The following is a 12528-nucleotide window of genomic DNA, read 5'->3' on the forward strand; positions in this document are numbered from 1 at the left end:
GTGATATAACTATCTGTCAAGACCGCGCCCCCCGCCCACTTCCGGGGTTATCACCCGGGGGGGCCCCGGCGCCGCGCGGGGCGCGCCGGCCCCGCCGCTTTTTCCACCAACGACGAAGGGCCAGCCCCACCGGATCACCCCGGTGAGCTGGCCCTTCCGGCGTCTCCGCCGCCGAGCCCCCTGTCGGGTTCGAACCGACGACCCCCGCTTTACAAGACGAACCCGGGATCCTGACGGGACGTGATGCCTAATGCCGCGTGGCGCTGAACCTGCAGGTCAGCGCCACGCAACGGCTTTCGCAGTCCACCTCGGGCGGGCCTCTGCCACCCCGTCCGCTCACGCATCGCTCACGCACGCCCCTAGGAGGACGCCTCTCTGGCAGGATCCATTAGCTCCCAGCGGAGACCGTGGCATGCCAATGACATCCGATGGACATGGCCTGCCCAATTGTCCCTAAAGCCCCGCCGTGACCGGTCCTGCGACAGAGATCGGGACCTGATCTGTCGACTCGGGAATATCCTTCTTGCTGGCGTTTACTCGACTAACCACGCCCTCTGAACGCCTCGCGCAAGTCCTTGGTGAACGTTTCCCATGAAGGGACCCGACTCACAGCCCCGTTCGGATCAAGCATCTCAAGAAGTCGTGCCCGATTTTGAGAAAACCTCGCCTGAAACTTCTGGAGGCGCGCGCCCTGAAGCTCGCTGGCAAGCGCCAGGGTATCCTTGAGCTTCGCTTTGGGGTCAGCGATCGCTTCTACATTTGCCGGCTTGGGAAGATTCAGCCGTACTCGCCCCTTGGGATTTTGCGCCACCTGCCGAATGGCCTGCTCGTCCAGCAGCAGCCATGCTTCAAGCATTCTGACAGGGATTGCCGGGATATGCGGCAATTCGGGCCACGATTCGGCAATCGCGTTCTCGATCTCTCGCCTACGAGCCTCGGGGCCATCTCTGTCCGAATCTCGGTGCACCACTACGAGGTCGTAATCTCCACCGAGCTCCTTCGCAGCGCGCAGCTTCGCCGAAACAGACGACCCCGGCTTTACTGGAAGTAGGTTGAAATCCGGCACCGTGAGCACTGTTGCCACGCCTTCTTCTGCAGCAATTCTCTCGATGTGCAGAGAGATCCCGTGATCGCTGCTGCCTTCACAGAGATAAAGCACTCGAGTGCTCATGCGGCGCCCCAGTCCAGCTTAAGTTGAGCGCCTGGCGGCGTTGTCAGATATGGCAAAATATCGGCTTTAGTGACATACTCCCCACCTGAGCCTTCTGCACGCCACGTATCCACAAGAGGACGCAGCCGCAACCCGCGGCCCACTTCTCCCGCCTTGGTCAGAAATGCGGACGTATCCGCAAAGAGCAGATCCTCAGACCTCACAAGTTGAACAATCCCTGGAGAATGCGTATTAATGAGAACCTGCCGGAATGGATTATCGTCCCCAGGGGCCTCAAATGGGTCAACTGCCAGGTCTCGGACCAGCTCCACCATAACTTCAAGATTGGCCGGGTGGATGCCATTCTCAGGCTCTTCCATGCAGGTCAATCCCCGAACGTCGGGGTCCTCAAGCAGCACACACAGCGCCAAGAAGCGCAAGGTCCCCTCGGAGAGGCTTCTTGCAGGCAGCACCAGACCGCTCGTTTCACGGAGCTGCACGGTCAACAGCTCCCGCACGTCATCTTCGACGACCTCCAGGCTGCTGACTCCCAGGCCTGCCAAATCAGCCAGCCTGCCAGCCGTTCGCGCGTAAACGCGCTCGGGATCGTTCGGTGAAATCTTATGAGCAATCCTGAAGAGAGTCGCGGGCAGGTGAAGTCCGTCTGAGCCCATGGAGCGCGACCCCACATACCGATCCGCACTACGCAGAGCAGAGGGCTCTAGCGCCAACCTGCGCCATGACTGCATTTCTCGCCGAGCTGCAAGGATAGTCTGGTCGTCACTACTTGTGACCGTCGAAACCAGGGTGGCGGGGGCCCGCGAGGCTGCTGCCGGCTTAGGCTGCCCCCGACTTCCGCCGTCCTGATGAATGTTGATGATCGGTTCTCCACTAGGATCTCGAGTCGTGGAGATATAGGCCGCGCCGCTTCGACGGCCCCTGACAACTTCATTGCGGAATCTTGAGGCACTGTGCGGGAAACGCATATGGCTACGCGCATCTCCCTGCTTGATATGCCTCAGACTCTCACTGAGAAGTGTTAGACGCCCGATTTTCTCGATCCCATGAGGAGGCTGATATCCAAGCTCGAGCTCATATCGGAGAAATGTCGTGGTAGGCTTCGCCTGACGGCCAAAATCGTCTTCCACCTCGGCCGGAACAATCATTTCCGCGGCGAACCTCATCTTGTGAGATCCTGGCGCATATCCGTTCCAGAAGAGGTCTCGCGGATCGCCAAGGCGCTCCCCGCGAACCCCCCGAACTTCTTGAGCGGCGTCCATCATGGACTTATCTGCAAGCAAGCTGAGGAACTGGATCGCATCGAAGACATTGGACTTTCCGGTACCGTTTTCCCCTGCAATGCAGGTGAAGGGGCCGAGCTCAATTTTGAGATCGATGAGATTCTTGAACCCATCCACCTCAAGCCTTGTTAGCATGGAGAGCCGCCGATCGATCGATGATTACTTATGCCTACGTTTCCTATTTATGAAGTTTCCTGCACACCTCGGGAGGCGATGTCAGATCTTCATTCCTCTGCGATGGCAACAGTACCGTGCAACCGACCAGTGACGGCTCTCTTTGCGCCTGCGCAAGACATCTTGGGCACCTGGCACGGGCTGAACTCCTAGGAGAAGGAGACATAGCAAGAGCCCGACCATCTGAGTCTGCGCAACGTGCGGGTCAGCTTCATGGCCGGCAGATCAGGATGCCACCAAGGCATGTGATCTCGAACGATCCTTCATCCGCGATGATGGCAGCCACGAGGTCGTTCGCCCGCGTGACCGTTTCTCTGAAAGGGACATCACACTGCTCGGCCCAGGCTTCGTACGAGGCCATGTGCGCCACGATCGGGGCGGGGTCCGTGACCACGATGGTGCCGGGCAGCTCCCGGATCTGGATATCCCCGAACGCCGCCCCAAGATAGCTGGGGGCCTTCTCCAGGGAGAAGCGTGAGCTGAGGGAGACCCGCGTTGGCCCTTCGGGGATACCCAGGATGTCGCCTGCGGCTCCGGCCCAGAGCTGGTCGAGTTCGCGTTTGTCGGTGTCACTGTTCGTCGAGGCGATGAGCACGCCACCGGGCCGGAGGACGCGGGCCATTTCCTTGATCGTGGCCTCGATGTCTGCCACGTGGTACAGCATGTGCACGGCCAGTAGAGCGTCGGCGCTGTTGTCAGCGAACGGCAGGACCTGGGCGTCGCCCACCAGGACTGGCTTCTCGACATCGGCGAGGATGCCCGCCGAGATATCCATCCCAACGACCCGGAGGTCGGGGCGATCCTTGTGCAGCCGACTGACGAACTTGCCGTTGCCGCAGCCGACGTCGAGCACGGTCCCGCGGGTGCCGGCCAGCTCCTCGACGACGATCCCGGGCAGGTCGTACTGCGGCTGCTGCCACCGGTAGATGGACTGGCGGGCAGCCAGGTGGCGTCCGTCGGCGTAGGCGCTGTTCGCGAGGATGGACTTGTCGGCGACTGCTGCGTCCTGCTGTGCGGTGTTGCTCGTCACTGTGGCAGCTCCGGAGGGTTCGTGAGTGCGGGTCGAGAGCAAGCTTCTCTGACATTCTCACGGAGACTCAGGACGATCGGGGAGCCTGCGTAGGCGGGCTCGGCGAGACGAGTGCTCAGCGCCCGAAGGCGGGTCGAGATGCTCGCTGTTCGCCGGTCCGGTGCAGCGTCCAGCACCACCGAGAGCTTCTCCTGCACTCCGTCGAGGTCACCGTGGGCAAGGTGGGCGTTGGCGAGGTCGAGGCGGGCGGCCAGCAGGTCGCCGGAGGACTGTTCCTGCTGCGGTGCGGACTCGTACAGGGCGATGGCCCTGGAGGACGCCTCGATAGCGCGGTTCACGTGACGCTGGCTGCCCAGGGCAAGGAGGGCGGTGCCGGCGTAGGTCCACTGCTTGGCCTCGGGAAACGTGAATACGCCGGGAAGATCCACGGCGGCTACTGTGCTCCGCACCGCCGCAGCCGCTTCCACAGCTCGTAGCGCGCTCGCGCTGTCGCCGAGCGCGGCAGTGGCCCGCGCTTCGAGGCTGAGCAGACGAGCTGCGATCGTCCCGCTGTCCGCGTACGGCAGCCCGGCTCTGGCCAGCTCGGCGGCCTGGCAGTGGTCCTGCTGCCAGTAGGCGATCAGGGACTGGACCGATCGGATCCAGGCCCGGAGACCGTTGTGGCCGGCCGACTCCGCACAGCGCCAGGCCGTTCGCGAATGGGTAGCCGCAGCTGCGTACTGGCCGAGGTCGAGGGCGACATGCGTGGCCAGGCCGCAGAGGCGTCCGGCCTGCAGGTAGAGATGGCTTGTCTGGTAAGGGTGTTGGCGGCCTTGGAGTAAGTCGAACACTCCTCGTCGGAGGGCTCCGATGTCGTGGAAGAGCTCGGATACAGGCTTGCTCACGTAGTCCCCATGCCAGCCTCGCAATGTCCGCGTCGATCTGCTCGAGCAGCGCGTCATCCACGTTGGACGCGCTCGCGAAGCGGAGGAAGAGCGCGGACTCTGCCGAGTCGGCTGCCACGGCCACTACAAGATCGTTGTCGCGGTCCGTGCGCCGGGCAGGCACACGAGGCGCGACCTCGCCGACGCTGCTGGGCGGTGGAACTGCTTCGGCGGCTGCGAGGGGTGCTGCCAGCAAGTCGGCCAACTGGTCGACCGAGAGTTCCAGGGCGCGGGCGAGCTTCGGCCGCATCCAGGGCTGTGGGGCACCCCTACCGCTCTCCCATCGCCCCACGGTCGTACGGTCCACATCGAGGGCTTCAGCCAGGGATTCCTGGGTGTGGCCGACCGCCTCCCTGCGCTGGATCAGCCGGGACCTCCTGGATGCCACTCCGCGTCCTCCAGAGGTACGTCAGTTCGTCTGCAGTCGTAACAGGCCAGGTCATGCCCGGGTTTGCAGCACGGATGCCGCGTTGCCGCCTCAATTCTGCTCTGGTTCACCCGCGTTGGAGACGGTTCTGTAGATACCTGCCGGGTGAATCCCGGCGCGAATCGGCCCGCTGCCGACCTCGTCCCGGTGAAAGGTCCGCACTCATGTCCGTCGCCACCCGCCAAGCCATCGCCCCCGCCCCGTTCGGCTTTCGCGTACTGCCCAGCGCCGAGGCCGTGCCGAACGCCCGGCAGCGGGTGATACAGGCCGTGCGCGGTTGGGGCCTGCCGCTCGCGGAGGACTCGCTCCGCGATGTCGAGTTGCTGTCCAGCGAGCTGATCACCAACGCCGTGTCCCACACCGACGCCCCGTGCGTCGTGTGCGTGTCCTGGGACGGTGACCGGCTGCGCGTCGAGGTGACGGACGTCGGCCACGAACTGCCGACTGCCGGCGGGATCGATCTCGACGCCACCGACGGGCGAGGGCTGTTCCTGGTGGCAGCGCTCGCAACGAACTGGGGTGCCGAGCCGGACCCTGCTGGCAAACGGATCTGGTTCGAGGTCGGCACCACCGCCGCCGTCTCGGGCGACGAGCGACTCACCGCGCTGGGAGGGCCGCGGCCCCGAAGGCACGGGACGTCGTCCCAACCAGTGCCTGACAAGACTTCCTCCTGCCCCGACGCGGGCTTGGGGGATGCGGGTGGCCGCGCTGGTCAACAGCCACGCGGCGTAAGCACCTGAGGTTCCTTGCCAGCGGCTTGCCCTGGCAACGGACCCATCGCTGCACCCACGACGGGGCTGGGCAGTCGGCCTGCCCCGCGATTCCGAAGGAGGACTTCATGCCCGAGAACCTGACGAGCAGCACCGAGTTGGAGGGCGACGGCCTGCTGGTCGCCCGCGCGAAGGTCGCCGCGGCCCGCTCGCGTGGCGAGCAGCCGTCGGACGGCGGCTCCACCGGCCGCACCGACACCAACGACTGACGGCTGCATCACGATGACCGCCGAGCACTTCTCGGTGGTTGAGCGTCTGGGCGGGGATGACTTCCTCGCCCAGACGCTCGGCCGCAGCTTCAAGGTCGCACGCGGTGAAGCCGCGTCAATCGCCGGATTGATGAGCTGGGATGACCTCAACGCCATCCTGACCCACCACCGGTTCGAAGCCCCTCGCCTCCGCCTCGCCGCCAACGGGGAGCAGGTGCCCGCGCACACGTACTCCCGGCCGATCACCACCCGGCGCAGCACCGTCTGGCACCAGCTCCAGCCCTCCGAGCTGCACAAGAGGCTCGCCGAAGGGGCCACGCTCGTCCTGGACGCCGTAGACGAGCTCCATCCCGGCATCGGAGCTCTGGCGTCCTAACTGGAGCGGTGGCTGCGAACAGGAGTGCAGGTCAACCTGTACGCCTCGTGGACCAGCACTGAGGGCTTCGGCGTCCACTGGGATGACCACGACGTGGTGGTCGTCCAGCTCGACGGCGCGAAGCGCTGGCGCATCTACGGACCGACTCGCACAGTCCCCTTGCACCGCGACGTCGAGATGCCCGAGCCGCCGCCGGACGAACCCATTGCCGACCTGGTGCTCAACGCTGGTGACATGCTCTACCTGCCCCGGGGCTGGTGGCACGCCGTCGCCGCTTCCGAGGGCCAGCGCTCGCTGCACGTCACGTGCGGGCTGCAGAGCACGACAGGCGCTGACCTGGTCACCTGGTTGTCGGAGGTCCTGCGAGCCCACGAGGCCATCCGGGCGGACATTCCGCGCTTCGGAACTGCCGAGGAGCAGCGCGTCTTCCTCGAAACGATCGGCAAGCTCGTCGCGGCCGAACTGGAGAGTGCCGATCTGATCACTCGCTTCTCCGCCGCTCGCGATGCCACCGAGCGGGCCAGGTTGGTCCCGTCTCTGCCGTACATCACGACGGCTCCGCCGAACGCGGACCTGCGGGTGTGTCTCGTCACCACGCGGCCCGCGCTCACCGCCGGGCCGGAGGGCACGGTGCGGCTGACCACGGGCGGCGAGGAGTGGACGTTCGCGGCCAAGGCCCAGCCGATGCTCACGCTCCTCGCCGACGGGGAGAGTCACCGACTGGCCGATCTCGCACAGGCCGCCGGCATCACGCTCGCGCAGGCGGTTGGTGTCGTGACGGAGCTGGTCGACGGCCAGGTCGCCGCCATCGGGGGCGAGCGATGACCGCACGGCTGGGCCTGGGCACCTACCGCTGTCTCGATGTGGCCGAGGCCGCGTTGATGGCCGCCTCCCGTGGCGCCGACTGGGTGGACACCGCACCCAACTACGAGAACGGCCAGGCGGAGACATCGCTGGCCCTGGCCCTGGCTGCTTACCCTGACATGCGGGTCTCCACGAAGGTGGGCTTCCTCCCGCCGAGCGCCAGGCGCCTCGGCGTGCGTGCGGGCGCGCTGTCCACCGAGGATGCCGAGCACGGGCACTGCCTCGCGCCCGACTACATCGCCTGGCAGGTCGCCCGCAGCAAACGCATGCTCGGCCGAGTCCCCGACCTGGTGTTCCTGCACAACCCCGAACACGGCTGCCATGAAGGCGAGATCACCGACCGGCTGTACGCCGCCTTCCTCGCCCTGGAGGAGGCGTGCAGCCAACACACGATCGGCGCCTACGGGGTCGCGACCTGGTGTGGCTTCAGCAGCGGAGTCTTCGACGTACCCACCCTGCTCGAACTCGCGACCAAGGCCGGCGGCCTGAACCACCACCTACGGGCCATCCAACTCCCGGTCTCCCTCGTTCATCTCGCGCCCGTCGCTCAGGCCCTCGACGGGCAAGGCCCGTTGGCCGATGCCCTGGACGCAGGTCTGGAAGTCTTCGCCTCCGCGCCGCTCCACGGCGGCGAGATCCCCGACATCGTGACCCGCGAGCTGGCCGAGTTGATCAGCCCCGATAGCACGCCTGCGGAGGCCGCCCTCACCGTTGTTGCCTCAGCCCCGGGGGTGAAGCGCGTGCTCCTGTCGACGGGAAACCCGGAACACTGGATGGGGGCCGCCGAAGCCGTCGGCCAACTGCCGTTGTCTCCGGACGTACTCAGAAGGGTCGTTGATGTACTCGGAACCTGAGCCGGACACCGCCAAGCGGATGCGCGGGATGCACGCCACAGCAGCAGCGGCGCTCGACGCGACGCCGATCGGCTCCCACGAAGCGTGGGGCTGGCGCGGTCGTACCCTCAGCCGCCCGGTTGCCACGGCGTCCGGCGAGGGCTGGCTCCGTCTGGTGTCCGCCCCGGCTGACAAGGCCGGCGGAAAGCTCTGGGAGGGGCCGCAGGAGGCAGAACGGCTCATGCCGCCTGCGGTACCCCGGCCGCGCCTGCGAGAGCGGCGTACCTGGACCGAGGGCGAGCACGGGTACTTGGCGGAGCTGTACGACAAGATCACCGCCTCCACCATCACTACCCACGAGCCGATCCTCCGGGAACCGCCTGATCTGGACGACGCCTGGTGGGACGGGCTCAGCACCGCCCTCGAAGCTATTGCCACCGTCCCCAGCGACCGGGTGGCGGTCCGGCAGGAATACCTGGATCGCGCCATGCCCCAGTATCTGGGCTTCCCAATCGACACCAGGGTGCTGGCCTGGACGACCGCCCACGGTGACCTGCACTGGGCCAACCTCACAAGTCCGGCCCTCACGGTGCTCGACTGGGAAGGCTGGGGCGTCGCGCCTGCCGGGTACGACGCGGCGCTGTTGTACTCGTACAGCCTCCTCGTGCCGGACACCGCCACGCAGGTCCGTCACCGACTCGCCCATATCCTCGACACGCCAGCCGGGCAGTTCGCCGAACTGGTCGTCATCACTGAACTGCTACAGACCACCACACGAGGCGACAACCTCGACCTTGAGGAGTCCCTGCGACGGCGGCTCTCCGCGATCACCAGATGACCGGCCCTCGACCCCCTAGTCCAGGGCGGCGCGTTGGGTAGCCCTTGGGATATCCAACGCGCCGACGTGCTCCTCCCCAAGGGGCGCGGGCCGGGGTAAGGACTCCTTACCCCACAACTTGCTCCGGCTGGCCGGGGCTCGGGGTAAGCCGTGCTTATCCCACAACTTGCTCCGCCTGCGATCCTCATTCCGGTCGCCCGTCGCAACCCGCCACTGACCTGCCCCGAGCCAACGCTGGCAAGGACGTGCCTGCCGTGGACAGGCAGTTCAACTGACCATGCGAGTATCGGGGAGGGCGGCACTCCTCTGGGATCGCCTTTGCTGCAGAGCGCTGTTCTCAGGCTTCTTGAACGAAACCGCCGTGCTCAGCAAGCGGCAGCCCAGGAATCCTCAGATGACCGTCCACCTGTCTGACGAGCCAGCTGGGGACAGCCTGGTCGTACTCCTCCCAAGAAGCCCACTGCCTGAACCAGACGCCGATCCCCCAGGAGCCGTCCGTGCGGGGAATCAGAAAGCACGCGTCGCCCTCTACCGTGTTGGCCCACATGACCATCCCACGCTCACGGGGGTAGAGGTCGTACGGGATCCTGTCTGGCACCAAGGCCTGGTACAGGGGCCCCATCGCGTTCATCAGATCGAGCATCGTGTACTCGGGCGCTTGCGGATGCAGCACGGTCAGGAAGTCCCCGATCACGCCTGGACCGTACGCGGCCACGAACTGCTTGTACTCGGATGGCAGTTCTCCGGCCACCGCTTCAATGGCCGCCCACGCTTCCACGCCCGAGAAGCTGCGGGCCGGACCGAAGCATCGTTCGAGGTCATCTCCGACCACCACGTAACGGCTCTCTTTCGGCGTCCTCATCCTGCTGGCTGCTCGAGTATCCAGCAACGATCGATCGCCCCGAGTGCCAGGTCGAGAGGTGCAGTCACGGCCGCTCTTTCGAGCAGCTTCACCGGCGTTGCAACCGTCCCACGCGTTGCGCGCCTGGTCAGAGCGGTACGGGTGGTGATCCAGGGACGGTAGGACTCGTTGCGGGGAAGCGACCCGTCCCCGCCCTGAGCTGGGCGGGGACGGGTGGTACGGGTGGTGGTGGGTCAGGTGCCGGTAGCGGGTTGCTCGACGGGCTCCGGGCAGTAGCGGCTCCAGGGGTCGACGAAGCTGTTGCGGGTGAAGCCCTTGCGCTGGGTGTCGCGGTCGAAGCGGATGTTCGCCGAGCCGATGCCGTAGTCCTTGAGCAGGAGCTGCAGGCCGCGCGCGGTCAGGCCGTTGATGCCGTGCTCGACCCAGGGTGCCTCGCTGTCGGCGTTGAGGGCGGTCAGGAGGTGCTCGGTGGACAGGGCGTCCGGGTTGCCGCCTGCGGTGAAGACGCGCCTGATGTCGGCCAGGATCCTGGTCTTCAGGCCGCCGTCCTCGTCCTGGCCGGACTCGTGCGCGGTCATGGCGCGGCAGGCCGCTCGGGCGCGGGCGGGCCAGTCGCCACCGGCGAGGTCGGCGACCGACACCAGGGGCTCCCAGGTGTCGGCTGCGCGGTCCTCGACCGGCATCGGCGGCTCCATGTCGGCCGCTGTGTCGGTCAGGGGCGCCAGCCAGGGCCGGAGGCTGTTGCGGGTGCGGTGCAGGGCCGGGGTGTCCCGCTTGGAACGGAACGCGGCGACCTGCTCGCGCTCGGCGGCGCATGCGGATGTCCACCGAGCGGTCCATGATCGTGTCCGGGAGGTCGCCGATACCGGCCAGGGCCGCCATGGCGAAGGTGGGGAACTTCATCGGCTTGTGGTCGGGCCCGGACACTCGCAAGGTGGGCCGGTTGCGCTGGTGACCGGCGTTGAGCAGGCCGCGCAGGTCCTCGTTCTTCTCCGCGGCCTTGATGCTGCCGAACAGGGTGTCCGCCTCGTCCACCAACAGGGTCGGCGGCTTGTCGGTGATCGACCGGAAGATGGCGGCCGGGGTGGCGTTGACCGTGATCACCTTCAACCCGGCCTCCCACGTCGAGCTGGAGTCCGCGAAGCGCCCCAAGCCCCTCGTGTGGACCGAGGAGCGGATCGAGCAGTGGGAACTCACCGGCGAGCGGCCGTCCTCGGTGATGGTCTGGACGCCGGAGCGACCGGCGCCTTCCTCGACCAAGCCGCCGGCGACCGCCTCTACGCGCTGTTCCACCTGATCACCTTCCGGGGGCTCCGGCGTGGCGAGGCGTGCGGCCAGCGGTGGGCCGACACCAACCTGAAGGCCGGGCTCCTCACGGTGGCCAAGCAACTCGTCGTGGACGGCTGGGCGGTCTACGAGGACGATCCCAAGACCGACGCGGGCGCCCGCACGATCGCCCTCGACTCCGAGACGGTGGCCGTCCTGGCGGCGCACCGCGAGCGGCAGCGGGCCGATCGCGAGCAGTGGTGCGACGCCTGGGTCGAGACCGGCCGGGTCTTCACCAAGGAGAACGGCGAGTGGCTGCACCCGACCGCCGTGACCGACCGGTTCCGCGAGCTGGCCGAGGGGGCCGGCCTGCCGCCGATCCGGCTGCACGACCTCCGGCACGGCGCGGCGAGCCTCGCTCACGCGGCGGGCGCGGACCTGCACTCGATCAAGGAGATGCTCGGCCACTCCTCGATCGGCATCACCTCGGACACCTACACGACCCTGCTCCCCCAGGTCGACCGGGCGATCGCCGAAGCCGCAGCGCAGCTCGTCCCCCGGGCCAACAGGCCGCGCAAGGCTGTCCAGTCCACGGCAAACCCCCAGCCCACCGGGTCATCCGCTCACGCATCGCTCACGCAAACGGCCTCGGACGAGAAGTCCGAGGCCGGCGATGAAGCCCCCAAAAGGCCAAACCTGCAGCTCATCCGAGGTGGAAACGAGAGCCCCCTGTCGGGTTCGAACCGACGACCCCCGCTTTACAAGGACAGTCGTTCGACTCCCAGCGTGACCTGCGGCGCGCCTATCTTGTCAGTTCCCCAGCTGCCACACCGCTGGCGGCCGCAACTGGCCGCCAGATACCGGCTGTTCTGGCACGCCTGTGGCACAGGCAGTCGAGGCAGTGGTCATCACTGCCGCTTCGGCAGCGTCCAGCGCTGGGCACCGGACTCCAGGCGGCCGTGGATGACGAACGGCGAGATGAACATGCTGGCCTCGGTCACGGTAGCGCGACCGGACCAAATGAGGGATGCCCCCACCACCAACGCCGTCAACTCGATCACTCGTCCGTCTCGGGAGAACGCCGCCGTCTGGATTCGGCGGAACCGGTCTTTCATACTGGTCTAGGTCCCTTGTCTTGAAGGCTGTGGACCGGGATGGCCACTCGCTTCGTTGTCTAGGCGCACGGGTGGCTTCTCCCGTTGGCGGGTCTGCAGGCAAGTCCTGCGGACCCGCCAAGATTGTCGAACTCGCCAGAGACATCTCGCAAATCCCCAGCTAAATGGCTGTTTCTGTAGCTACAGAATGCGCTTCAGTCGCCTCCCGCAAGCCCAAAGAGGCTCGCCGACCGGCCCTATCCGCCTACGCATCTGCCCTTGCGCCCACATAACACCATGCAGCCAGGCCACTGCAAGGCCACGAATTCGAGCAATGCACGTGGGAGGCGCACGCAAGGGCAAGGCAACCGATATTGGTTCGTCCCCACGGTCAACGATTTGGTTCATGCC

Annotated in this window: 11 protein-coding genes and 3 pseudogenes; 7 read left to right on the forward strand and 7 right to left on the reverse strand. The window is 66.3% G+C overall.

Going from position 1 to position 12528, the window contains the following annotated elements; genetic code table 11:
* Positions 1-541 precede the first annotated feature (541 nt).
* From ACWCYO_RS25190 to ACWCYO_RS25210, 5 genes and pseudogenes are all read right to left on the reverse strand, one after another.
* Positions 542-1171: a DUF4276 family protein gene (locus ACWCYO_RS25190; protein ID WP_449785469.1), complete on the reverse strand. Its 630-nt coding sequence runs from the start codon at positions 1169-1171 to the stop codon at positions 542-544.
* Positions 1168-2568 (reverse strand): AAA family ATPase, encoded by a 1401-nt coding sequence (locus tag ACWCYO_RS25195; protein WP_449785470.1) that lies wholly within the window; start codon positions 2566-2568, stop codon positions 1168-1170. The genes ACWCYO_RS25190 and ACWCYO_RS25195 overlap by 4 nt, the downstream gene beginning before the upstream one ends.
* A 268-nt stretch (positions 2569-2836) precedes the next feature.
* A complete protein-coding gene (locus ACWCYO_RS25200) occupies positions 2837-3655 on the reverse strand; it encodes a class I SAM-dependent methyltransferase (RefSeq protein ID WP_449785471.1) in 819 nt (272 codons plus the stop codon).
* Positions 3652-4539 (reverse strand): XRE family transcriptional regulator, encoded by an 888-nt coding sequence (locus ACWCYO_RS25205; protein ID WP_449785472.1) that lies wholly within the window; start codon positions 4537-4539, stop codon positions 3652-3654. The genes ACWCYO_RS25200 and ACWCYO_RS25205 overlap by 4 nt, the downstream gene beginning before the upstream one ends.
* Positions 4540-4783: 244 nt before the next feature.
* A pseudogene (locus tag ACWCYO_RS25210) lies at positions 4784-4966 on the reverse strand (helix-turn-helix transcriptional regulator); the annotation flags it as partial.
* A 203-nt stretch (positions 4967-5169) separates the two neighbouring features.
* On the opposite strand from ACWCYO_RS25210, the gene ACWCYO_RS25215 reads away from it, so the two are divergent.
* The 5 genes and pseudogenes from ACWCYO_RS25215 (at position 5170) to ACWCYO_RS25235 (ending at position 8895) form a co-directional block, all read left to right on the forward strand.
* Positions 5170-5745: an ATP-binding protein gene (locus ACWCYO_RS25215; RefSeq protein WP_449785473.1), complete on the forward strand. Its 576-nt coding sequence runs from the start codon at positions 5170-5172 to the stop codon at positions 5743-5745.
* A 98-nt stretch (positions 5746-5843) separates the two neighbouring features.
* Positions 5844-5984: a hypothetical protein gene (locus ACWCYO_RS25220; protein ID WP_387618427.1), complete on the forward strand. Its 141-nt coding sequence runs from the start codon at positions 5844-5846 to the stop codon at positions 5982-5984.
* 13 nt (positions 5985-5997) lie between these two features.
* Positions 5998-7185: pseudogene (locus ACWCYO_RS25225) on the forward strand (cupin domain-containing protein).
* Positions 7182-8078 (forward strand): aldo/keto reductase, encoded by an 897-nt coding sequence (locus tag ACWCYO_RS25230; RefSeq protein WP_449785474.1) that lies wholly within the window; start codon positions 7182-7184, stop codon positions 8076-8078. Before ACWCYO_RS25225 ends, ACWCYO_RS25230 begins: the two are co-directional and overlap by 4 nt.
* Positions 8062-8895 carry a hypothetical protein gene (locus tag ACWCYO_RS25235; RefSeq protein WP_449785475.1) on the forward strand — a complete coding sequence of 278 codons (834 nt, stop codon included), beginning with the start codon at positions 8062-8064 and terminating at the stop codon, positions 8893-8895. The genes ACWCYO_RS25230 and ACWCYO_RS25235 overlap by 17 nt, the downstream gene beginning before the upstream one ends.
* Positions 8896-9232: 337 nt before the next feature.
* Here ACWCYO_RS25235 and ACWCYO_RS25240 read toward each other — a convergent pair whose 3' ends face one another.
* The gene (locus ACWCYO_RS25240; RefSeq protein ID WP_449785476.1) at positions 9233-9730 is read right to left on the reverse strand and encodes a hypothetical protein; all 498 of its coding nucleotides are present in this window, start codon (positions 9728-9730) and stop codon (positions 9233-9235) included.
* Between the two features lie 260 nt (positions 9731-9990).
* A pseudogene (locus ACWCYO_RS25245) lies at positions 9991-10861 on the reverse strand (DUF3631 domain-containing protein); the annotation flags it as partial.
* Here ACWCYO_RS25245 and ACWCYO_RS25250 point away from each other — a divergent pair.
* Complete coding sequence (locus ACWCYO_RS25250) at positions 10809-11054, forward strand: hypothetical protein (RefSeq protein ID WP_449785509.1); 246 nt, start codon at positions 10809-10811, stop codon at positions 11052-11054. The pseudogene ACWCYO_RS25245 and the gene ACWCYO_RS25250 sit on opposite strands and share 53 nt — an antisense overlap.
* Positions 10943-12148 carry a site-specific integrase gene (locus tag ACWCYO_RS25255; RefSeq protein ID WP_449785507.1) on the forward strand — a complete coding sequence of 402 codons (1206 nt, stop codon included), beginning with the start codon at positions 10943-10945 and terminating at the stop codon, positions 12146-12148. The genes ACWCYO_RS25250 and ACWCYO_RS25255 overlap by 112 nt, the downstream gene beginning before the upstream one ends.
* Positions 12149-12528 lie beyond the last annotated feature (380 nt).

This window comes from Kitasatospora sp. NPDC001683, from assembly GCF_053596495.1.

What these genes read in the sequence shown, in the direction of transcription:
- ACWCYO_RS25190 (WP_449785469.1), bottom strand. Translation starts at nt 1,171, where the DNA reads ATGAGCACTCGAGTGCTTTATCTCTGTGAAGGCAGCAGCGATCACGGG.
- ACWCYO_RS25215 (WP_449785473.1), top strand. Translation starts at nt 5,170, where the DNA reads ATGTCCGTCGCCACCCGCCAAGCCATCGCCCCCGCCCCGTTCGGCTTT.
- ACWCYO_RS25220 (WP_387618427.1), top strand. Translation starts at nt 5,844, where the DNA reads ATGCCCGAGAACCTGACGAGCAGCACCGAGTTGGAGGGCGACGGCCTG.
- ACWCYO_RS25230 (WP_449785474.1), top strand. Translation starts at nt 7,182, where the DNA reads ATGACCGCACGGCTGGGCCTGGGCACCTACCGCTGTCTCGATGTGGCC.
- ACWCYO_RS25235 (WP_449785475.1), top strand. Translation starts at nt 8,062, where the DNA reads ATGTACTCGGAACCTGAGCCGGACACCGCCAAGCGGATGCGCGGGATG.